Annotated in this window: 22 protein-coding genes; 14 read left to right on the top strand and 8 right to left on the bottom strand. The window is 39.6% G+C overall.

Annotated features, from left to right (window positions below; all coding sequences use genetic code 11):
* The first annotated feature begins 6 nt into the window (after positions 1-6).
* A complete protein-coding gene (gene sdbB, locus ADM50_RS07935; protein ID WP_049485224.1) occupies positions 7-552 on the top strand; it encodes a thiol-disulfide oxidoreductase-associated lipoprotein SdbB in 546 nt (181 codons plus the stop codon).
* 29 nt (positions 553-581) lie between these two features.
* Here sdbB and pbp3 read toward each other — a convergent pair whose 3' ends face one another.
* Positions 582-1,823 carry a D-alanyl-D-alanine carboxypeptidase PBP3 gene (gene pbp3, locus ADM50_RS07930; RefSeq protein WP_049485222.1) on the bottom strand — a complete coding sequence of 414 codons (1,242 nt, stop codon included), beginning with the start codon at positions 1,821-1,823 and terminating at the stop codon, positions 582-584.
* 104 nt (positions 1,824-1,927) lie between these two features.
* On the opposite strand from pbp3, the gene ADM50_RS07925 reads away from it, so the two are divergent.
* The 4 genes from ADM50_RS07925 to ffh all read left to right on the top strand — a co-directional run bounded on the left by ADM50_RS07925 (position 1,928) and on the right by ffh (position 6,530).
* Positions 1,928-3,037 carry an AI-2E family transporter gene (locus ADM50_RS07925; protein WP_000489828.1) on the top strand — a complete coding sequence of 370 codons (1,110 nt, stop codon included), beginning with the start codon at positions 1,928-1,930 and terminating at the stop codon, positions 3,035-3,037.
* 236 nt (positions 3,038-3,273) lie between these two features.
* Positions 3,274-4,470, top strand: coding sequence for an elongation factor Tu (gene tuf, locus ADM50_RS07920; RefSeq protein WP_001040720.1), 1,197 nt, complete (start codon positions 3,274-3,276; stop codon positions 4,468-4,470).
* Positions 4,471-4,614: 144 nt separating this feature from the next.
* Positions 4,615-4,947, top strand: a complete 333-nt coding sequence (locus ADM50_RS07915; protein WP_000402066.1) for a putative DNA-binding protein — start codon at positions 4,615-4,617, stop codon at positions 4,945-4,947.
* Positions 4,948-4,958: 11 nt separating this feature from the next.
* Complete coding sequence (ffh, locus tag ADM50_RS07910) at positions 4,959-6,530, top strand: signal recognition particle protein (RefSeq protein WP_049485221.1); 1,572 nt, start codon at positions 4,959-4,961, stop codon at positions 6,528-6,530.
* Between the two features lie 82 nt (positions 6,531-6,612).
* On the opposite strand, the gene ADM50_RS07905 is transcribed toward ffh, so the two are convergent.
* The 7 genes from ADM50_RS07905 to ADM50_RS09590 all read right to left on the bottom strand — a co-directional run bounded on the left by ADM50_RS07905 (position 6,613) and on the right by ADM50_RS09590 (position 14,015).
* Entirely contained in the window at positions 6,613-7,611 is a 999-nt protein-coding gene (locus ADM50_RS07905; protein ID WP_049485219.1) for a sensor histidine kinase, read from the bottom strand.
* Entirely contained in the window at positions 7,601-8,284 is a 684-nt protein-coding gene (locus ADM50_RS07900) for a response regulator transcription factor (protein ID WP_000680570.1), read from the bottom strand. Before ADM50_RS07900 ends, ADM50_RS07905 begins: the two co-directional genes overlap by 11 nt.
* A gap of 32 nt (positions 8,285-8,316) precedes the next feature.
* Positions 8,317-10,263 (bottom strand): FtsX-like permease family protein, encoded by a 1,947-nt coding sequence (locus tag ADM50_RS07895; protein WP_239684806.1) that lies wholly within the window; start codon positions 10,261-10,263, stop codon positions 8,317-8,319.
* A gap of 97 nt (positions 10,264-10,360) precedes the next feature.
* Entirely contained in the window at positions 10,361-11,134 is a 774-nt protein-coding gene (locus ADM50_RS07890; RefSeq protein WP_049485215.1) for an ABC transporter ATP-binding protein, read from the bottom strand.
* 259 nt (positions 11,135-11,393) lie between these two features.
* Positions 11,394-12,956, bottom strand: coding sequence for a glutamine-hydrolyzing GMP synthase (gene guaA, locus ADM50_RS07885; protein WP_049485213.1), 1,563 nt, complete (start codon positions 12,954-12,956; stop codon positions 11,394-11,396).
* Between the two features lie 321 nt (positions 12,957-13,277).
* A complete protein-coding gene (locus ADM50_RS07880; protein WP_049485212.1) occupies positions 13,278-13,841 on the bottom strand; it encodes a GNAT family N-acetyltransferase in 564 nt (187 codons plus the stop codon).
* Positions 13,842-13,856: 15 nt separating this feature from the next.
* Positions 13,857-14,015: a hypothetical protein gene (locus tag ADM50_RS09590; RefSeq protein WP_161801145.1), complete on the bottom strand. Its 159-nt coding sequence runs from the start codon at positions 14,013-14,015 to the stop codon at positions 13,857-13,859.
* A 171-nt stretch (positions 14,016-14,186) separates the two neighbouring features.
* Between ADM50_RS09590 and ADM50_RS07875 the strand changes: the two genes are divergently transcribed.
* From ADM50_RS07875 to ADM50_RS07840, 9 genes are all read left to right on the top strand, one after another.
* Positions 14,187-14,885: a GntR family transcriptional regulator gene (locus ADM50_RS07875; RefSeq protein WP_000936178.1), complete on the top strand. Its 699-nt coding sequence runs from the start codon at positions 14,187-14,189 to the stop codon at positions 14,883-14,885.
* 136 nt (positions 14,886-15,021) lie between these two features.
* Positions 15,022-16,308 (top strand): peptidase U32 family protein, encoded by a 1,287-nt coding sequence (locus ADM50_RS07870; RefSeq protein WP_000169101.1) that lies wholly within the window; start codon positions 15,022-15,024, stop codon positions 16,306-16,308.
* A 14-nt stretch (positions 16,309-16,322) separates the two neighbouring features.
* Positions 16,323-16,634, top strand: a complete 312-nt coding sequence (locus tag ADM50_RS09475; RefSeq protein WP_080978772.1) for a CHY zinc finger protein — start codon at positions 16,323-16,325, stop codon at positions 16,632-16,634.
* Positions 16,635-16,865: 231 nt separating this feature from the next.
* Positions 16,866-17,066: a F0F1 ATP synthase subunit C gene (locus tag ADM50_RS07865; RefSeq protein ID WP_001054551.1), complete on the top strand. Its 201-nt coding sequence runs from the start codon at positions 16,866-16,868 to the stop codon at positions 17,064-17,066.
* 32 nt (positions 17,067-17,098) lie between these two features.
* Complete coding sequence (atpB, locus tag ADM50_RS07860) at positions 17,099-17,815, top strand: F0F1 ATP synthase subunit A (protein ID WP_000392938.1); 717 nt, start codon at positions 17,099-17,101, stop codon at positions 17,813-17,815.
* Positions 17,816-17,833: 18 nt separating this feature from the next.
* A complete protein-coding gene (gene atpF, locus ADM50_RS07855) occupies positions 17,834-18,328 on the top strand; it encodes a F0F1 ATP synthase subunit B (RefSeq protein ID WP_044020867.1) in 495 nt (164 codons plus the stop codon).
* Positions 18,328-18,864, top strand: a complete 537-nt coding sequence (locus tag ADM50_RS07850) for a F0F1 ATP synthase subunit delta (RefSeq protein ID WP_000358986.1) — start codon at positions 18,328-18,330, stop codon at positions 18,862-18,864. Before atpF ends, ADM50_RS07850 begins: the two co-directional genes overlap by 1 nt.
* Positions 18,865-18,878: 14 nt before the next feature.
* Positions 18,879-20,384, top strand: a complete 1,506-nt coding sequence (gene atpA / locus ADM50_RS07845) for a F0F1 ATP synthase subunit alpha (protein WP_044020865.1) — start codon at positions 18,879-18,881, stop codon at positions 20,382-20,384.
* 15 nt (positions 20,385-20,399) lie between these two features.
* Complete coding sequence (locus ADM50_RS07840; protein WP_000301228.1) at positions 20,400-21,278, top strand: F0F1 ATP synthase subunit gamma; 879 nt, start codon at positions 20,400-20,402, stop codon at positions 21,276-21,278.
* Positions 21,279-21,366 lie beyond the last annotated feature (88 nt).

The following is a 21,366-nucleotide window of genomic DNA, read 5'->3' as shown; positions in this document are numbered from 1 at the left end:
AAAAAAATGAAAAAAGTTATTTTTGCTGGATTGAGCCTCATGTCTCTATTCTTGTTGATTGCCTGTGGTGAAAAAGAAACCAAACAGACAAGCAGTCCCAAACAACCTGCTGTACAACAAATAGCAGTCGGTAAGGATGCGCCAGACTTTACCTTGCAGTCTATGGATGGCAAAGAAGTGAAGTTATCAGACTATAAAGGGAAAAAGGTCTATTTAAAATTCTGGGCTTCTTGGTGTGGACCATGCAAAAAAAGCATGCCTGAGCTGATGGAATTAGCTGCCAAACAAGATCGAGACTTTGAAATCTTGAGTGTCATTGCACCTGGTCTACAAGGTGAAAAAACAGTTCAAGACTTTCCAAAATGGTATCAAGAACAAGGATACAAGGATATTCCAGTTCTATATGATACGCAAGCAACTACCTTCCAAACCTACCAAATTCGTAGTATTCCAACAGAATACTTGATTGACAGTCAAGGTAAAATCGGAAAAATCCAATTTGGTGCTATTAGCAATGCTGATGCAGAAGCGGCTTTTAAAGAAATGAAATAAAGAAAAAATCGCGATTTTTCGCGATTTTTTTATAGTTTTTCATTGATAAAGCGGATAAATTGATTCCACCAAACCTTCAAAAAGAAGGCTTTTTCAACTTTCTTTTCAGAAACCATTTCAAAAGATGGTTTGTCAGAAGTGAGATAGCCCTGGCCGACCAAATCCTGGTCATCATAGGTTAGAGTACCAACAACCTTGCCTTCTTCCAATGGAGCCATTTCTGATGTTGATTTCGGTGTGAATTGGAGAGCTGGTGTAGTACCGCTACCGATGCGTTGGACGATGGAAATGTCTGACTTAGCGACAGCTGTCACATTATCTTCTTTACCATCCAGAACTGTTACTTTACTATCGTTGTATGCTTCACCTTTCTGAACGACGGTTTTTAAGGCAAAGTTTGCAGAAATATAATCTAAAAGTGCAGAAGTAGCAGTAAAACGTGCATAAGGGTTGGTATCTTGTTGATCTGCATTCAAAACAACCGTAATAATACGCATCCCTTTCTCAACAGTTGTTCCAACGAACGAAGCACCAGCTTTATCAGTAGTACCTGTCTTTAGTCCATCAATACCACCACGATAGGCAGGCATTCCCTCCAACATATAGTTGGTTGAGTGGATTTCAAGCCCTGCAAAGGTAGAAGTTGGCTTTTTGGTGATTTCCAAAACTTGAGGATAATCTCGGATGAGGTTACGAGCGACGATTGCAACATCGTAGGCACTCAACTTGTTTTCATCGTCTTTCTTTGAACCAGGATAGATATTCTCGCCAAGGGTCTCATTATTTAAACCAGTAGTGTTTACAATAGTTGCATCTTGAATTCCCCATTCAAGAAGTTTAGCCCTCATCTTGTCTACAAAGTCTTTCTCAGAACCAGCAATCTTTTCTGCTAGCGCAATCGCAGCACTGTTTGCGCTGGATACCATTGTAGCCTCTAATAGTTGTTCAACAGTATAATTTCGAGCTTCCATAGGGACGTTACTCGCCTCAGAATTAGTTGTAAGTTTGTAAGGATAGTCCGAAATATCAACAGGTGTAGATAGGCTGATAGTTCCTTGTTCCAGAGCTTCATAGACCAGATAAACTGTAACTAGTTTTGTAATAGAAGCAATTTCTACAGGCTGATTTGCATCTTTTTCATAGAGGATTTTTCCAGTTGTAGCCTCGACAGCAATAGCATGTTTAGCAGCAACATCAAACTCCTGAGCAGAAACAGTAGAAGCTGCTCCAAAAACTAAAAGTGTCATAAAAGATAAAATTATTTTTTTCATATTAGCTTTATTTTATCATAAAGAAAAAAAATATTCTCGCTTTTTTACTAAAGCCATCTTATCTTTTTCAGAAATGTGGTAAAATAGAGAGAAGGAGGATACCTATGTTCCGCAGAAACAAATTATTTTTTTGGACAGCTGAAATTTTATTATTAACACTGATTTTCTATCTTTGGAGAGAAATGGGAGCCATCATTACTCCCTTCGTGACAGTTGTGAATACCATCATGATTCCATTTTTGCTTGGTGGATTTTTTTACTACATTACAAATCCAGTCGTTACTTTCTTAGAAAAGAGATGTAAGATCAATCGTCTAATTGGTGTCTTGGTCACTCTTTGTGCCTTGATTGGTGCTATCGTTGTAGGGGTCGTTTATCTCTTGCCGATTTTGATTAATCAGTTGACCAGCTTGATTATTTCTAGTCAAAACATCTATAGTAGACTACAAGATTTGATCATCGATTTGTCCATGAATCCAGTCTTCCAAAATATTGATATTCAACAAACAATTCAACAACTGAATCTCTCCTATGTGGATATCCTCCAGAATATCCTTAATAGCGTCAGCAACAGTTTAGGAAGCGTTCTTTCAGCTTTGTTTAGTACGGTTCTGATTCTCATTATGACCCCTGTATTCTTGATTTATTTCTTGTTGGATGGTCATAAGTTGCTACCAATGTTGGAACGTACCATCTTAAAACATGACAAATTGAATCTTTCTAGCCTTTTAACCAATCTCAATACAACCATAGCGCGCTATATCAGTGGAATTGCGATTGATGCGGTTATTATTGGATGTTTAGCCTATATTGGCTATAGCGTTATCGGATTAAAGTACGCCCTAGTTTTTGCTATTTTTTCTGGAATCGCAAATTTGATTCCTTATGTTGGTCCAAGTATTGGCTTGATTCCAATGGTGATTGCCAATGTGTTCACAGATCCTCATCGTATGTTGATTGCGGTTGCTTATATGCTCATTATTCAGCAGATTGACGGAAATGTTCTCTATCCACGTATCGTTGGAGGGGTTATGAAAGTGCATCCGATTACGATTTTGGTGCTCCTTTTACTGTCAAGTAATATCTACGGTGTCATAGGGATGGTCGTAGCAGTACCTACTTACTCTATTTTTAAAGAAATTACTAAGTTCCTAGCGAAATTATATGAAAACCATAAAGAAGCTAAGGAACTGGAAAAAACAGAATCAAATTAAAATCAGGGAGACCTGATTTTTTTGATGAAAGTATTATCTTCCAAACAAAGAGAAGTTTGATTTCATATTGCCATAAAGAAGCAGAAGAACAGGATTTGATAAGATTTAGATTAATTGACAAAATATGTGTAAAACACTTGCAATTTAGCAGAAATTTGATAAAATAGTAAGGAAAGTTAGACTGTATTGCCTACTGTCTATCTATAAAATATATTTTATTGGAGGCTTTTACTCAAATGGCAAAAGAAAAATACGATCGTAGTAAACCACACGTTAACATTGGTACTATCGGACACGTTGACCACGGTAAAACTACTTTGACTGCAGCTATCACAACTGTATTGGCACGTCGCTTGCCTTCAGCAGTTAACCAACCTAAAGACTATGCGTCTATCGATGCTGCTCCAGAAGAACGCGAACGCGGTATCACTATCAACACTGCGCACGTTGAGTACGAAACTGAAAAACGTCACTACGCTCACATCGACGCTCCAGGACACGCGGACTACGTTAAAAACATGATCACTGGTGCCGCTCAAATGGACGGAGCTATCCTTGTAGTAGCTTCAACTGACGGACCAATGCCACAAACTCGTGAGCACATCCTTCTTTCACGTCAGGTTGGTGTTAAACACCTTATCGTCTTCATGAACAAAATTGACTTGGTAGACGACGAAGAATTGCTTGAATTGGTTGAAATGGAAATCCGTGACCTCTTGTCAGAATACGACTTCCCAGGTGACGATCTTCCAGTTATCCAAGGTTCAGCTCTTAAAGCGCTTGAAGGTGACTCTAAATACGAAGACATCATCATGGAATTGATGAACACTGTTGATGAGTACATCCCAGAACCAGAACGTGACACTGAAAAACCATTGCTTCTTCCAGTCGAAGACGTATTCTCAATCACTGGACGTGGTACAGTTGCTTCAGGACGTATCGACCGTGGTACTGTTCGTGTCAACGACGAAATCGAAATCGTTGGTATCAAAGAAGAAACTCAAAAAGCAGTTGTTACTGGTGTTGAAATGTTCCGTAAACAACTTGACGAAGGTCTTGCTGGAGATAACGTAGGTGTCCTTCTTCGTGGTGTTCAACGTGACGAAATCGAACGTGGACAAGTTATCGCTAAACCAGGTTCAATCAACCCACACACTAAATTTAAAGGTGAAGTCTACATCCTTACTAAAGAAGAAGGTGGACGTCACACTCCATTCTTCAACAACTACCGTCCACAATTCTACTTCCGTACTACTGACGTTACAGGTTCAATCGAACTTCCTGCAGGTACTGAAATGGTAATGCCTGGTGATAACGTGACTATCGACGTTGAGTTGATCCACCCAATCGCCGTAGAACAAGGTACTACATTCTCTATCCGTGAGGGTGGACGTACTGTTGGTTCAGGTATGGTTACAGAAATCGAAGCTTAATTCGATTAAGTTCCCAGAAGAACAATTATTTAAGTCAGACACTAAAAGAATCTTGCCTTGCAAGGTTCTTTTTTTCTTCTCCTTACTCTATTTGAAGTGCTTCTACTCTAGCAGTATAATAGTTTTTTTGGTATAATAAAAGTTATGGAAATCGAAAAAACCAATCGTATGAACGCCCTTTTTGAATTTTATGCGGCGCTTTTGACAGACAAGCAGATGAACTATATTGAACTCTATTATGCTGATGATTATAGTCTTGCTGAGATTGCTGAAGAGTTCGGTGTCAGTCGTCAGGCTGTCTATGATAATATCAAACGGACGGAAAAGATTCTAGAAGATTATGAGATGAAACTGCACATGTATTCGGACTACATTGTCCGCAGTCAGATTTTTGACCAGATCTTGGAGCGTTATCCCAAGGATGACTTTCTGCAGGAGCAGATAGAAATTTTAACAAGTATTGATAATAGAGAATAAGAGGAAGAAAAATGGCATTTGAAAGTTTAACAGAACGTTTACAGAACGTCTTTAAAAATCTACGAAAAAAAGGAAAAATTTCTGAGGCTGATGTCCAGGAAGCAACCAAAGAGATTCGTTTGGCCTTGCTGGAAGCCGACGTTGCCTTGCCTGTTGTAAAGGACTTTATCAAGAAGGTTCGTGAACGTGCAGTCGGACACGAGGTCATTGATACCCTCAATCCAGCCCAACAGATTATCAAAATCGTTGATGAGGAATTGACAGCTGTTTTAGGTTCCGATACGGTAGAAATTATCAAGTCACCAAAAATTCCAACCATTATCATGATGGTCGGTTTGCAAGGGGCTGGTAAAACGACATTTGCTGGTAAATTGGCTAATAAACTCAAAAAAGAAGAAAATGCTCGTCCTTTGATGATTGCGGCGGATATTTATCGTCCAGCAGCCATCGATCAGCTGAAAACACTTGGACAACAAATCGATGTTCCTGTCTTTGCACTTGGAACAGAAGTGCCTGCTGTTGAAATTGTTCGCCAAGGTTTGGAGCAAGCGCAAGCCAATCACAACGACTATGTCTTGATTGATACGGCAGGGCGTTTGCAGATTGATGAGCTCTTGATGAACGAGCTTCGTGACGTTAAGGCCTTAGCTCAACCAAACGAAATCCTGCTCGTCATTGATGCCATGATTGGTCAGGAAGCGGCTAATGTTGCTCGTGAATTTAATGCTCAGTTAGAAGTGACTGGGGTTATTCTTACCAAGATTGATGGGGATACTCGTGGTGGTGCAGCTTTGTCTGTTCGTCACATCACTGGAAAACCTATCAAGTTCACTGGTACGGGTGAAAAGATAACAGATATCGAAACCTTCCACCCAGATCGTATGTCAAGCCGTATCCTTGGTATGGGGGATATGCTGACCTTGATCGAGAAAGCCTCTCAAGAATACGATGAGCAAAAAGCCCTTGAAATGGCTGAGAAGATGCGCGAAAACACCTTTGATTTCAATGATTTCATTGATCAATTGGATCAGGTGCAAAATATGGGGCCAATGGAAGACTTGCTCAAGATGATTCCAGGTATGGCTAACAATCCAGCCCTTCAAAATATGAAGGTGGATGAGCGCCAGATTGCGCGCAAACGTGCCATTGTGTCTTCCATGACTCCTGAGGAGCGCGAAAATCCTGATTTGTTAAATCCTAGTCGTCGCCGTCGTATCGCTGCCGGTTCTGGAAATACCTTTGTCGAAGTCAATAAATTTATCAAAGACTTTAACCAGGCCAAACAGCTCATGCAAGGTGTCATGTCTGGGGATATGAACAAAATGATGAAGCAAATGGGAATCAATCCCAATAACCTTCCTAAAAATATGCCAAATATGGGAGGAATGGATATGTCTGCCCTTGAAGGCATGATGGGACAAGGCGGCATGCCAGATATGTCAGGTCTTGGAGGAGCTGGAATGCCAGATATGAGCCAGATGTTTGGTGGTGGACTAAAAGGTAAAATAGGCGAATTTGCCATGAAACAGTCTATGAAACGCATGGCCAACAAAATGAAAAAAGCGAAGAAAAAACGTAAATAAAAAAGGAAAGCAGAAGTGCTTTCCTTTTTGGTATAAAATATGTGCTTCCTATGATTAGGAAATTTTCTTAATTGAAAAATGACTAAATAGAAAGAGAGATTTCAAAGCCTTGCATCCATTCGGATTTTACTGTGATTTCGATTTTTAAAGCATCTGCTAATTGTTTGACCAGATAGAGGCCCATGCCTGTTGATTTTTTCCTTGTGTCTCCTGAATCACCTGTAAAGCCTTTTTCGAAGATATGAGGGAGGTCGCAAGCTTTAACTCCGCAGCCATTATCCCTAATAATCAGACTTGTGCGCCCCTTATCCTTTGACATATAAATATTGAGTTCGGGATTGTCGGAGCTATATTTAATGGAGTTGGCTAGGATTTGAGAGAGGATAAATTCAAAACTGCGTTTATCGGTGTAGCAGATTCCTTGTATGTTTTCTACCTTAATCGTAAATTTCTTTTCTTTGAGCAAGGGATCAAAGTTTTCCAAAAGATCTTGGATACACTCTTCTAGGTCAAGGTATTCAAATAGAAAATCATTTTTCTCACTTTTCACCCTGTAGTAGAATAGGATCTGTGATACATTTTCTTGGATTTGCTTTTTCACATAGTCCAACTTAAAAGCTGTATCCTCAGGCAACTGGTCGCTTTGATTGTCCAAAAGGAGGGAAAGAAGCGACAGAGGGAGTTTAATCTCATGCGCCCATTTTTCAACATAGTCCTCATACTCGGCTAGTAATGAGTTGAGTTTTCCTATTTCAGCCTGCTTTTGATAAAGTGTATCTGCTATTTTTTCAATGCTTTCTTTTTCTGAGGCACTTGATAAATGCAATAATTCAAGCTCAGTATCCATCTTGGGATTGGCTATGAAGGCTTTATAGGCAGATGATTTTTTTATTTCTGTTTTTATAAGTAAGAATGATAGGATGAAAAAAAGCAGGACGGTGGCTAAAATATAGAGAAGGATGAGGGCTTGAAACATTCTCACATCTGAAAGCCAAAGCAGGACAGCTGTAAATAGATCAAATGCTAAGAGAACAAGTAACCAAGGCAGATAACTAGCTAGATATTTTAGATTATGTTTCATCTGGACTTACCTCTTCAAGCTTGTAACCAATACCTCTGACGGACTTGACTTGAAGGGCAATACCAGCCTGTTTCATCACCTTTTTTAGTCTTGCAATGTTCACTTGTAGGGCATTTTCATCGATGAACTCAGTTGTATTCCACAGTTTCATACTTAGTTCTTCTTTTGTGACGACAGGAGCATTAGTAACCAATAAGGTTTCTAACAATTTCCCTTGATTTTGGGGGAGTAAAATCGAGTGTCCATTGATATAAAGGGTATAGGTCTGTCTATCCAGCAGAAAATTATCTTTTTCAAGTAGATTTTGTCTGCCTTCATAGCGTTTCAAGATATTTTCTATACGTGCCAAAAATCTTTCTTTCTTGAAAGGCTTTGTTAGATACTCATCTGCCCCTAATTTCAGGGCGTAAATCTCATCTTTTAGTTGTTCACGGGAGGTGAGAACCAATATGGGCACAGAGCGTTTGGACTTGAGATTTTTACAAATTTGAAAACCTGTTTCTCCCGGCAAATTCAAATCCAGTATGATTAAATCCGTATCGTATTGCAGTACTTGCTGGCTTGTATCTTTGAAGTCAGTCAACTTATCAACTTGATAACCCGTTTTCTCTAACAAAATAACAATTTCATCTCGAATCAAGGCTTCATCTTCAATAACCAGAATATGCTTCATATCGGTTCCTTCTTTTCCTAATTTATTTTACCTTATTCATCTCTTTTGGGTTCCATTAAGGACAACAAGTACTTGTTGCTATTTTTCTTTACAATTCTTATATAGATGATTTCAAATCCAGTTAACAGCAGTACTATCAGCATGGCTGTGATAAATTTCTGCCCCATGGCCATTCTTGAGCTAGCGGGTACTATTCCTGTGAGGAGGGAGCTCACTCCGAAGCTACTACTGATAAGTGCAAGGGCTATTGGCAGACCAAAATACCAATTGATTTGCTTTTCTGAAGATTTACAAAGAGTTTCGTAGTTTGCTCCAAGATGGATTAAGGTCTGGTATCGTCTGTAGGATTGTCTTTGTCCCATCAAAAACTGAACGCCGATGATTGTATTTGCGACAACAAGGAAGATGATAGCCAGATAGATGGTGACATAGCTGGCAGAGATAATGTAAAATAATTGTCTTCCCATATTTTGTATATAGCTTTCATAGCCAAGAGGACTTTGATTTAGCTTTTTATTGGTATCTGAGATAGCTTTCATCAGGCCTTTTTCCTTGACTAGCTCAGGAGCCAAGATACCACTAACATAATTTGAATACCTACCATCTGTATAGCTCATAAAGGTTTCATCTGGGACTATGAGGGCTACAGAAATGGTTATTTCACGATCCGTTACAATCGGTAAAGACTGAACCTCTCCAATCAATTTTACATCATTCCCCATGACTTTGATTTGAGGCTTCGTCTTCAGAACAGAGTTGACGAGACTTTCATCTGGGAGAAAATCTTTCCCCATATACAAGTAGGCTTCCTTGCTAGTTAATTCTAGAGGAGGGAGATTGGCAGCCTTTCTAAGTTCATTGTATTCGGAAACTGGTATGAGGTGGGAAGTAGTAGACTGTTTAAATCTTTGGAGCAAAATTTCCATGTTCTTGCTGCCTTTTTGCTTTTTCAACTCCTTGATGATCTCTTCGAAGGACACGGACTCGTGTTCTTTCGGTTTGCCGACTTTGATTTGTAGAATCTTTGAAAACTGTGATGCCAGTCCAGCAGCTTCAAGCTCATTTTTTACTGTATTTACATCAAGATTTTCATCTGTATCCTGCTTGCTATCTCTAAATGTATAATCCAATACGTGGGTTTGATTGCCTGAATTGCCACTTGCAATGGCAACACCTGCTCCAAAGAGGCACAAGGCAGAGAAGATTAAGAGGGAGCAGATGGCCAGTATAGTTGAGCGCTGGATAACTAATTCCTGAATCTGTCTAAAATTATAGGCATGAAGTTTTCGATTGCTTCTAAGCTTAACCAAAAAGTCTATAAATAAACGCATACCAAAGAAGAGGAGGATAGTTCCCAGAGTTCCTAAGAGAACGGTGATGCCCATTGTTATGACATTTTCCCAAGCTCTTCCACTCATACCCATGTAATAGGCTGTTCCTAGAAGCAAAATTCCGAGGACGGAAGCAAGAAGGTACACACCCTTGGGGAGTAGTTTCTTCATCCCAGAAGGTGAATAGGCGAGCAAGTTTCCGATTTCCTTATTGGCCGTCTTTGCACTTAAAAGGACAAAAACAGCTAATTTGACGACTAGGAAGCCGATGACTGTATAGAGTAGAGCCGTGGTAGATAGAGAAAATTGATGTTCAATAATCCCTAGTCCCACAATTTTAGCGGTTATTAGGCTGATTAGTTCTGAAATCAAGATGGAAATAGGAAGACCTATTCCAAGGGCAAGGACACTGTTTCTCAAATCCTCGAGCAGGAGTAGCAAGAACAGTCTGCTTCTTCGCATTCCCAGTGTGAGATAGACACCAAATTCATGTTTTCTTCTTTCCATCTGCATACTGCTTGCGAAGTAGACTAGAAAAAAGAGGATAAAGAGTGTTGCTACATAAAGAATCGGAATCATGCTAAAGAGTTTATTTACAGCGTCACTTTCTATTTGTTTTAGAAAGATCATCACATCTTGATGTGACAAAGAAAGGATGATGTAAAAGGAGATAATAGAAAGAATCATGGAACTGAAGTACAAGTCATTATTTTTTCGATCTCTCTTGCTATTTCTTGAGACTAATTTAGAAAACATTGCCATCACCTCCAGCCAGTGCAGCCATGACCTTTAGTATTCTGTGGTAAAAATCTTCCTGACTTTCTCTTGGATAATCGCGTCGGATTTCATGGAATAGTTTTCCGTCCTGGATAAACAAGATGCGGTTGCAAAAGCTGGCTGCGACTGAATCGTGTGTCACCATGAGAATGGTGGTTTCTTCCACTTGATTCATTTCAGCTAATTTTTGCATCAATATGGTCGCATTTTTTGAATCCAAAGCTCCTGTGGGCTCATCTGCAAATACAATCTTAGGGTCTAAAATCAAAGCACGCGCAGCAGCTACCCTTTGCCGTTGACCACCTGATAATTGAGAAGGGAACTTATCCAGGAGTTCAGAAATATCTAGATATTGGGAGAGCAATTCTAACCGATTCTTGCTTTCGTTAGCATTGACCTTGTGCAAAGACAAGGGAAGTAAAATATTTTCTTTGGCTGTCAGATTTTCCAAAAGCTCAAAATTTTGAAAGAGGTAGCCAATTTCCTTGCCACGATAATCAGCTAACTGACTACCTTTTAATTGACCTAAATCCTTTTCTTGCATTTGAATGGAGCCGTCAGTTGGCTTGATGATAGTAGCGAGACAGTTAAGAAGGGTTGTTTTTCCAGATCCACTGCTCCCCATAATCCCTAAGAATTCACCTTTGACAACTTGAAAAGATATACCGTTCAAGGCCTTGGTGCTATTCGGCTCTTTTCCATAATGCTTTGTTAATGATTCTACTCGTAAAATTGTTTCCATGTGAAACACCTCCATCTTTTGTTACTTTCATTATAGTATGAATCAGAGTAGAATAACACTTACGGATGATGTAAGAAATCTTTATCGCTGACATTTATAGTCAGGATATTGGAGCTATACTTATTATATTATAGCATGCTTTCAGGGATTTAAAAAGAGGTGCTGAGAGTCGAGAAATTTTCCTAATATTGAAATTATAAAAAATAATACCACTGTAGTCCATGCTCCAGCAGTATTATTTATTATTTTATAGAAAATTCTATTCCCACTCAACGGTTGCAGGTGGTTTACTTGTAATGTCGTAGACGATACGGTTAACGTGATCCACTTCGTTTACGATACGCACAGAAATCTTTTGAAGGACTTCCCAAGGAATCTTGGCAAAGTCAGCTGTCATACCATCGATAGAAGTAATCGCACGAATGGCGATGGTGTAGTCATAAGTACGACCATCACCCATAACACCGACTGAACGAACGCCTGTGTTAACAGTAAAGTATTGCCAGATGTCACGATCAAGACCTGCTTTGGCAATTTCTTCACGAAGGATAGCATCGGACTCACGAACAGTTTCTAGTTTTTCCTCAGTGATCTCACCCATGACACGGATAGCAAGTCCTGGTCCTGGGAATGGTTGGCGCCATACGATGTGGTCTGGCATACCAAGCTCTGTACCGAGGGCACGGACTTCGTCTTTATAAAGAGTGTTCAATGGTTCAATCAATTCAAATTGCATGTCTTCTGGAAGACCACCTACGTTGTGGTGTGATTTGATAGTTTGAGCTGTATCTGTACCAGACTCGATCACGTCTGTATATAAGGTACCTTGAGCAAGGAATTTCACATCTTTGAGCTTGCTTGCTTCGTCATCAAATACATAAACAAACTCGTTACCGATGATTTTCCGTTTTTGCTCTGGATCAGAAACGCCTGCAAGTTTATCAAGGAAGCGTTTAGCAGCATCGGCTTTGACAATATTCAACCCAAACTTACCACCGAGCATGTCCATAACTTGGTCTGCTTCCCCTTTACGGAGAAGACCGTGGTCTACAAAGATACAGATTAATTGATCACCAATCGCTTTTTGAAGAAGAACTCCAACAACAGAAGAGTCAACACCACCTGATAGACCTAGAAGAACACGCTTGTCACCTACAGTTTCACGGATTTTCTTGATCTGCATATCGATGAAGTTGTCCATTGACCAGTCACCCTTAGCTTTACAGATGTTAAGGGCAAAGTTGCGAAGGATATCATTCCCGTATACAGAATGGCGAACCTCTGGGTGGAATTGAATACCGTAGATATGTTTGTCTGGATTTTCAATGGCTGCATAAGGACAGTCAGCGGAAGTTCCTGTACGAATAAAGTCAGCAGGAATCTCAGTAACCGCATCACCGTGGCTCATCAAAACAATCTGTTCTTCTGGTGTACCTTCAAAGAGGGCAGAAGTGGTATGAGTAAGTGGGGATTGACCGTACTCGCGGTTTCCAGCATCACCTGCTGGGACAACCTTACCTCCAAGTTTGTGAGTAAGAAGTTGCATACCATAGCAGATTCCCAAAATTGGAATACCAAGTTCAAAAATTTCTGGATCAATATCAAATGAACCCTCTTCATAAACAGAATTTGGTCCACCTGAGAGAATGATTCCTACAGGGTTAATGGCACGAACCTCTGCAGCTGAAATTTTATGGCTTTTTAGCTCTGAAAAAACACCAATTTCACGGATACGGCGTGAAATAAGCTGGTTATATTGGCTACCATAGTCCAGCACGATGATTTTTTCGACATCTTGCAAATCAGTTGAAATGTTGCTCATCTTTTTCCTTTCTCAAAAGAAATATCTTTTTCAATATTTTATCACAAATGAGAGCGAATTACCAACTAATTGAATATATTCTAACAAAATAGTATTACAAAATTACTACCAACAATTTCCGTTATAATGGGAATTGTTGAGAATGTCTATTACAATAGAGAATAATTTATTCGTAGTTCTGAGTCTTTAACATAATTTTTTAATTGGAAAAATAAAAATACTCTTAAATTTTTTCAGCGAATTTACTGCTAAAGAAATTTAAGAGATGATAATTATAAAAAACACTATTATTTCAGAATTTTTAAATAAGCTATTCAATTTTTAAATCTTACCTAACTGGGTACTGAAAATCTCTGTAAATGGAGCGAATTCAGTATCAAATAATTCTTTTATAGGAAAAAACATTAAAACTGGTATACCATTATTAACTGCACCATCTGGCCTGGTATCCAAAAAACCGTATTTTTCGTAAAATTCAACAGCATCCTCTAACGCAAATACTCGGACTCCCTTTATAGGTAGTATACAATGTATTGTTAGAGCAAGTCTGAGAGCTAAAAATAAAAGAAGACTACCTATCCCTTTATTTTGTTCGGATTTATCGACAGCTAAATAATCAATACTCACTCCAACATCTCTCAGTCCCTCAGGTGATGCAATCGCAGAAATGCAAATTAAAGAACAGATAACAAATCCCATAGTTTTTTCATCTTTAATTATGGCAAAAACATGGCCCGAATCAGTATCATATTTATTGTAATTTTGAATGAGGGCATCATTTAAGTCTTGAATACCACAATCGAATGTTTTTAGTTCATCTTCAGTAATTATCGAAGAGAAAGTGCTCAATACACTAAGTGTTTCAATTGGATAATTTTTTATCAAATTAAAAATCTTCCTTTATTTTATATTAAGGGATGTCCCGATTCTATTCAGACTTATCAATCGATCTTTTATTTCTTTAGATAGACTATAATCTCCTTTCAAAATAGATTGAAATTTTTCTTGTTGTTCATTCGAGATAATTTTATTTTGCTCAATTTGTGTTAAAACTGCCATGTATTATCAACTCCTTTATATTTTAATTTTAACATGATTGATTATTTATTTCAATGATTTTAAAAAATTATTTAAGCTAGAAAGAGTTACGAGAGAATTAACAAGGCAAAGTTTGACTTTTTCTTAGCAAATACGGTACAATGGAGAAAATAAAAAAAAGAAGTGAGAATCATGTTACCAGCTTATATGAAAATCCACGATCAGATCAAGAAGGATATAGATGAGCATCATTGGAAAATTGGTGAGAGACTTCCAAGTGAGCGAGATTTAGCTGAACAGTTTCAAGTTAGCCGGATGACATTACGCCAGGCTATCTCTCTCTTGGTTGAGGAAGGAGTTTTGGAGCGTCGAGTAGGAAGTGGGACTTTTGTCTCTAGCACTCGTGTCCAAGAAAAAATGCGTGGGACAACCAGTTTTACGGAGATTGTCAAATCTCAGGGGAAAGTTCCTTCTAGTCAACTCATTTCTTACAGAAGAACCATTCCAAATGAGCAGGAGGTCGCAAAGCTAGGGATTACTCCGACAGAGAATATTATCCGTATGGAACGGGTGCGTTACGCTGACCAAGTTCCGCTAGTCTATGAAGTCGCATCCATTCCTGAGAAATTTATTAAGGATTTCAAAAAAGAAGAAATCACCAGTCATTTCTTCCAAACCTTGCAGCAACATGGCTATCGGATTGGCAAATCCCAACAGACCATTTATGCAAGATTGGCTAAGGAAAAAATTGCTCACTATCTAGAAGTTGAAAAGGGGCATGCCATTTTAGCCTTGACTCAGGTCTCTTATCTTGAAGATGGGACGGCTTTCGAGTATGTAAAGAGTCAATACGTGGGCGAACGCTTTGAATTTTATCTTGAAAATAACTAGTCTAGAAAGGCTAGTTTTTTGTTTTAGAAAAGATTAGAATTGTCAAAACAATCTGCCTAGGCTTGATTTTATCGCTTATTTACTATAAAATGAGAAGGAAAAACGTCAAACTTTTATATTGCAAATAGGAGAAAAAATGACAAAAACATTAAAACGTCCTGAGGTTTTATCACCTGCAGGAACTTTAGAGAAGCTGAAAGTAGCTGTTCAATATGGTGCGGACGCAGTCTTCATCGGTGGACAGGCCTATGGTCTTCGTAGCCGTGCAGGAAACTTCACCTTTGAACAGATGGAAGAAGGCGTGCAGTTTGCTGCTAAGTACGGTGCCAAGGTCTATGTGGCTGCTAACATGGTTATGCACGAAGGAAACGAAGCTGGTGCTGGAGAATGGTTCCGTAAGTTGCGTGACATCGGGATTGCAGCAGTTATCGTGTCAGATCCGGCCTTGATTATGATTGCAGCAACAGAAGCACCAGGTCTAGAAATCCACCTTTCAACTCAAGCCAGTGCGACCAACTATGAAACTCTTGAGTTCTGGAAAGAACTTGGTCTAACTCGCGTGGTTTTGGCCCGTGAAGTTTCAATGGAGGAATTGGCAGAGATTCGCAAACGTACAGATGTTGAGATTGAGGCCTTTGTCCATGGAGCCATGTGTATTTCCTACTCAGGTCGCTGTACGCTCTCAAACCACATGAGTATGCGTGATGCCAACCGTGGTGGTTGTTCACAGTCTTGCCGTTGGAAATACGATCTTTACGACATGCCTTTTGGTCAAGAACGTAAGAGTCTTAAAGGTGAAATTCCAGAAGAATTTTCAATGTCAGCCGTTGACATGTCCATGATTGACCATATTCCAGATATGATTGAAAACGGTGTAGACAGTCTTAAGATTGAAGGCCGCATGAAATCTATCCACTATGTTTCAACAGTGACTAACTGTTACAAGGCGGCTGTAGATGCTTATCTTGAAAGTCCTGAGAAATTTGAAGCCATCAAACAGGACTTGGTAGACGAGATGTGGAAGGTTGCTCAGCGTGAACTGGCAACAGGTTTCTACTATGGTACACCTACAGAAAACGAACAGTTATTTGGCGCTCGTCGTAAAATTCCTGAATACAAGTTTGTCGCTGAAGTGGTTGCGTACGATGATGCGACTCAAACGGCAACCATTCGTCAACGGAATGTCATCAACGAAGGCGATCAAGTCGAGTTTTATGGACCAGGTTTCCGTCATTTTGAGACTTATATCGAAGACCTTCATGATGCCAAGGGTAATAAAATTGACCGTGCTCCAAATCCAATGGAACTCTTGACAATTAAAGTCCCACAACCTGTTCAAGCTGGGGACATGGTTCGCGCTCTCAAGGAAGGTCTTATCAATCTCTATAAAGAAGATGGAACCAGCGTCACAGTTCGTGCCTAGAGAAGGAAAAGTGAATGAATCAAGCACAAGGTTTGTTAGTTGATGATGAAGGCAGATGTGTTCATTATCATGGCGAAAAGGACATCGTTTCTCTTCAGTGCTATGAGTGTAAAAAATATTATGCTTGCTATCAGTGCCACAATGCTATAGAAACGCATGTTTTTTCGCCCTATCCTTTGGCGCTTTCTGAGGATCGACCGATTTTATGTGGGGCTTGTATGAGGACAATAACATTTCAAGAATATCAAAAGCAGATAGCCTGCCCTTATTGCAAATCTCCATTTAATCCAGGGTGTAAACAACACTATTCCCACTATTTCAAATAAAATGAATCTATCCAAGTTCTAAACTTGGATTTTTCAATTTATTTCGGAAAATATAGAGAAAGTGGAAACACATTTCATCATAAAATGAGAAACTTATCTATACAGTGGTATAAAAATAGCAAAAATAAAAATAAATCATCTGAAACGCTTCCAACGTAAGTAAAAAGTTGACAAAAACAAATTTTAGGACTAAACTAAGTAAGTAAATTTTAAATAAAAGGAGAATTCATCATGAATTTAACATTTTTCGGTCTATGTCTTGCCTGTATGGGTGTATCCCTTGCAGAAGGATTTTTGATGAACGGTTTGTTCAAGTCTGCAGCACGCCAACCAGATATCATCCCACAATTGCGTAGTTTGATGATCATGGGGATTGCCTTTATCGAAGGAACATTCTTTGTAACCTTGGCGATGTCATTTGTCATTAAATAGACAACTCTATTTAGAAATGGAGGTGTCAAACCATGGAAGAAAGTTTGAATCCAACCGTTAATATTGGACCAATATCCTTTGATTTGACCCTGCTTGCCATGTCTCTTGTAACTGTTTTGATGGTTTTTGCCTTTGTCTACTGGGCAAGTCGTAAAATGACCATCCGTCCAAAGGGCAAACAAAATGCTCTTGAGATGATTTACGACTTTGTGATTGGTTTTACCAAACCAAACATTGGAGAATCATACATCAAGGATTATTCCTTATTTCTGTTTTCTCTATTTCTGTTTATCTTGGTTGCCAATAATATCGGCTTAATGGCAAAAGTACAAACAACAAACGGTTATAACTTGTGGACTTCTCCAACAGCCAACCTTGGATACGATTTATCCCTATCATTCTTGATCACTTTGATCGCCCATGTAGAAGGAGTTCGTCGTAGAGGCGTTAAAGAATATTTGAGAGCATTTGTTACACCTGGCTTTATGACTCCGATGAACATTTTAGAAGAGTTCACCAATTTTGCTTCCTTGGCGATTCGGATCTACGGAAATATTTTTGCCGGTGAGGTCTTAGCTGGATTGCTATTAGCCTTGTCACAAAATGCTTTGTATTGGTATCCTTTTGCCTTTATCGCAAACATGTTATGGACAGCCTTTTCAATTTTCATTTCATGTATTCAGGCTTATGTATTTACCATGTTGTCATCTATGTACATTGGTAAAAAAATAAATGAAGGGGAAGAGTAAGTAGAGGAGGATTAGAAGATGGATTTAACTATTAGTACCATTATCGGTGACTTTATTCTTATCGCTGGTTCCTTCCTTTTATTAATCTTTTTAGTGAAAAAATATGCTTGGGGAAATATTTCCAGCATCTTGGATGAACGTGCTGAAAAGATTTCTTCAGATATTGATGGTGCCGAGGAAGCCCGTAAAAAGGCTGAGGAACTAGCTAACCAACGTGAAGCTGAGTTAGCAGGTAGCCGTACCGAAGCTAAAACGATTATCGAGAATGCAAAGGGAACTGCTGAGAAAAGTAAAGCCGATATTTTAGCCGAAGCTAAACTTGAAGCAGGGCGCTTAAAAGAAAAAGCCAACCAAGAAATTGCGCAAAATAAAGCTGAAGCTTTACAAAGTGTTAAGGGCGAGGTGGCAGATTTGACAGTTAGTCTAGCTGGGAAAATCATCTCACAAAACCTTGACAGTCATGCCCATAAGGAACTCATTGATCAGTATATCGATCAGCTAGGAGAAGCCTAATGGACAAGAAAACAGCAAAGGTCATTGAAAAGTACAGCATGCCTTTTGTCCAATTAGTGATTGAAAAAGGAGAAGAGGACCGGATTTTTTCAGACTTGGATCAAATCAAGCAAGTCGCAGAAGAAACGGGTTTACCTTCTTTTTTAGCTCAGGTGGCAGTCGATGAGTCAGATAAGGAAAAAACAGTTCGTTTCTTTCAAGACTCTGTGTCACCTTTAATGCAAAACTTTATTCAAGTTCTGGTTTACAATCACAGAGCAAATCTTTTTTATGAAGTAATTGCAGATTGTTTGAATCGCCTTGAAAAAGAGACCAATCGTTTTGTAGTCACGATTTCTTCAGCTCATCCTTTAACAGATGAACAGAAGGAACGTCTGCTCCCATTGATAGAGAAAAAAATGTCTCTGAAAGTGCGGAGCGTCAAAGAACAAATTGATGAAGGACTCATTGGTGGTTTTGTCATTTTTGCTAATCACAAGACAATTGATGTGAGTATTAAACAACAACTTCGAGTTGTTAAAGAAAATTTGAAATAGAAAGTGGTGTTCTTTTGGCAATTAACGCACAAGAAATCAGCGCTTTAATTAAGCAACAAATTGAAAATTTCAAACCCAATTTTGATGTATCTGAAACAGGTGTTGTAACCTATATCGGGGACGGAATTGCGCGTGCTCACGGCCTTGAAAATGCCATGAGTGGGGAGCTGTTGATTTTTGAAAACGGCTCTTATGGGATGGCGCAGAACTTGGAGTCAACAGACGTTGGGATTATCATCCTAGGTGACTTTACAGATATTCGTGAAGGCGATACCATTCGCCGTACAGGTAAAATCATGGAAGTTCCTGTTGGTGAGAGCCTTATTGGACGTGTTGTGGATCCACTTGGTCGTCCAGTTGACGGTCTTGGAGAAATCCATACTGATAAGTCTCGTCCAGTAGAAGCGCCGGCTCCTGGCGTTATGCAACGTAAGTCTGTATCAGAACCATTGCAAACAGGTTTGAAAGCTATTGACGCGCTTGTACCGATTGGTCGTGGTCAACGTGAGTTGATTATCGGTGACCGTCAGACAGGGAAAACAACCATTGCAATTGATACAATCTTGAACCAAAAAGGGCAAGATATGATCTGTATCTATGTAGCGATTGGACAAAAAGAATCAACAGTTCGTACGCAAGTAGAAACACTTCGTCAGTATGGTGCCTTGGATTACACAATCGTTGTGACTGCCTCTGCTTCACAACCATCTCCATTGCTCTTCCTAGCTCCTTATGCTGGGGTTGCTATGGCAGAAGAGTTTATGTACCAAGGCAAGCATGTTTTGATCGTATATGATGATCTTTCAAAACAAGCGGTCGCGTATCGTGAGCTTTCCCTCTTGCTTCGTCGTCCACCAGGTCGTGAAGCCTTCCCAGGGGATGTTTTCTATCTTCACAGCCGTTTGCTTGAGCGCTCAGCTAAAGTTTCTGATGAACTTGGTGGTGGATCTATTACAGCCCTACCATTTATCGAGACACAAGCGGGAGATATCTCTGCCTATATCGCAACCAACGTGATTTCTATCACTGACGGACAAATCTTCCTTGGTGATGGTCTCTTCAATGCGGGTATTCGTCCAGCCATCGATGCGGGTTCATCTGTATCCCGTGTAGGTGGTTCTGCACAAATCAAAGCCATGAAGAAAGTAGCTGGTACACTTCGTATCGACCTTGCTTCATACCGTGAGTTGGAAGCCTTCACTAAGTTTGGTTCTGACTTGGATGCAGCAACACAGGCTAAGTTAAACCGTGGACGTCGTACTGTGGAAGTATTGAAACAACCTGTTCATAAACCACTACCTGTTGAGAAACAAGTAACCATTCTCTATGCTTTGACACATGGTTTCTTGGATACGATTCCAGTAGATGACATTGTTCGTTTTGAGGAAGAGTTCCATACTTTCTTTGATGCACAACATCCAGAGATTTTGGAAACTATTCGTGAAACAAAAGACTTGCCAGATGAAGCAGTCTTGGATGCTGCGATTACAGAGTTTCTCAATCAATCCAGCTTCCAATAAGAATAGAGGTGTCAGATGGCAGTATCTCTAAATGATATTAAAACAAAAATCGCCTCAACCAAAAATACGAGTCAAATCACTAATGCCATGCAAATGGTATCGGCTGCCAAGTTAGGTCGCTCTGAAGAAGCAGCGCGCAACTTTCAAGTTTACGCTCAGAAGGTCCGTAAGCTTTTGACGGATATTCTGCATGGTAACGGATCTGGTGGTTCAACCAATCCGATGCTCATCAGTCGCCCAGTTAAGAAAACAGGCTATATCGTTATCACTTCAGACCGTGGCTTGGTTGGAGGTTATAATGCTTCCATCCTTAAAGCCGTTATGGAGTTGAAAGAAGAATACCATCCAGATGGTAAAGATTTTGAGATAATCTGTATCGGTGGTATGGGAGCTGATTTCTTTAAGGCTCGAGGTATTCAGCCAATCTATGAACTACGTGGCTTGGCAGATCAGCCTAGTTTTGATGAAGTTCGTAAAATTATTTCAAAAACGATTGAGATGTACCAAAACGAACTTTTTGATGAATTATACGTCTGCTACAACCATCATGTCAATACTCTCACAAGTCAAATGCGTGTGGAACAAATGCTTCCGATTGTTGACTTGGATCCAAATGAAGCGGATGAAGAGTATAGCTTGACATTTGAGTTGGAAACGAGCCGTGATGAGATTCTAGAGCAATTGTTGCCACAGTATGCTGAAAGTATGATTTACGGGGCTATTATCGATGCCAAGACAGCTGAAAATGCTGCAGGTATGACAGCCATGCAAACGGCGACCGATAATGCCAAAAAGGTCATCAATGATTTGACAATCCAGTATAACCGTGCTAGACAGGCGGCGATTACACAAGAAATTACAGAAATCGTAGCGGGGGCTAGTGCCTTAGAATAAGGCTTTGCCTCCCTCGTATTAAAATGAACTTATACTCAATGAAAATCAAAGAGCAAACTAGGAAGCTAGCCGCAGGCTGTACTTGAGT

Source organism: Streptococcus oralis, from assembly GCF_001075675.1.
GTDB lineage: Bacteria > Bacillota > Bacilli > Lactobacillales > Streptococcaceae > Streptococcus > Streptococcus oralis_V.
This window is presented reverse-complemented; position numbering and strand designations above follow the sequence as displayed.

Coding starts and splice junctions, on each gene's coding strand:
- sdbB (WP_049485224.1), top strand. CDS start 7: ATGAAAAAAGTTATTTTTGCTGGATTGAGCCTCATGTCTCTATTCTTG.
- pbp3 (WP_049485222.1), bottom strand. CDS start 1,823: ATGAAAAAAATAATTTTATCTTTTATGACACTTTTAGTTTTTGGAGCA.
- ADM50_RS07925 (WP_000489828.1), top strand. CDS start 1,928: ATGTTCCGCAGAAACAAATTATTTTTTTGGACAGCTGAAATTTTATTA.
- tuf (WP_001040720.1), top strand. CDS start 3,274: ATGGCAAAAGAAAAATACGATCGTAGTAAACCACACGTTAACATTGGT.
- ADM50_RS07915 (WP_000402066.1), top strand. CDS start 4,615: ATGGAAATCGAAAAAACCAATCGTATGAACGCCCTTTTTGAATTTTAT.
- ffh (WP_049485221.1), top strand. CDS start 4,959: ATGGCATTTGAAAGTTTAACAGAACGTTTACAGAACGTCTTTAAAAAT.
- ADM50_RS07905 (WP_049485219.1), bottom strand. CDS start 7,611: ATGAAACATAATCTAAAATATCTAGCTAGTTATCTGCCTTGGTTACTT.
- ADM50_RS07900 (WP_000680570.1), bottom strand. CDS start 8,284: ATGAAGCATATTCTGGTTATTGAAGATGAAGCCTTGATTCGAGATGAA.
- ADM50_RS07890 (WP_049485215.1), bottom strand. CDS start 11,134: ATGGAAACAATTTTACGAGTAGAATCATTAACAAAGCATTATGGAAAA.
- guaA (WP_049485213.1), bottom strand. CDS start 12,956: ATGAGCAACATTTCAACTGATTTGCAAGATGTCGAAAAAATCATCGTG.
- ADM50_RS09590 (WP_161801145.1), bottom strand. CDS start 14,015: ATGGCAGTTTTAACACAAATTGAGCAAAATAAAATTATCTCGAATGAA.
- ADM50_RS07875 (WP_000936178.1), top strand. CDS start 14,187: ATGTTACCAGCTTATATGAAAATCCACGATCAGATCAAGAAGGATATA.
- ADM50_RS07870 (WP_000169101.1), top strand. CDS start 15,022: ATGACAAAAACATTAAAACGTCCTGAGGTTTTATCACCTGCAGGAACT.
- ADM50_RS09475 (WP_080978772.1), top strand. CDS start 16,323: ATGAATCAAGCACAAGGTTTGTTAGTTGATGATGAAGGCAGATGTGTT.
- ADM50_RS07865 (WP_001054551.1), top strand. CDS start 16,866: ATGAATTTAACATTTTTCGGTCTATGTCTTGCCTGTATGGGTGTATCC.
- atpB (WP_000392938.1), top strand. CDS start 17,099: ATGGAAGAAAGTTTGAATCCAACCGTTAATATTGGACCAATATCCTTT.
- atpF (WP_044020867.1), top strand. CDS start 17,834: ATGGATTTAACTATTAGTACCATTATCGGTGACTTTATTCTTATCGCT.
- ADM50_RS07850 (WP_000358986.1), top strand. CDS start 18,328: ATGGACAAGAAAACAGCAAAGGTCATTGAAAAGTACAGCATGCCTTTT.
- ADM50_RS07840 (WP_000301228.1), top strand. CDS start 20,400: ATGGCAGTATCTCTAAATGATATTAAAACAAAAATCGCCTCAACCAAA.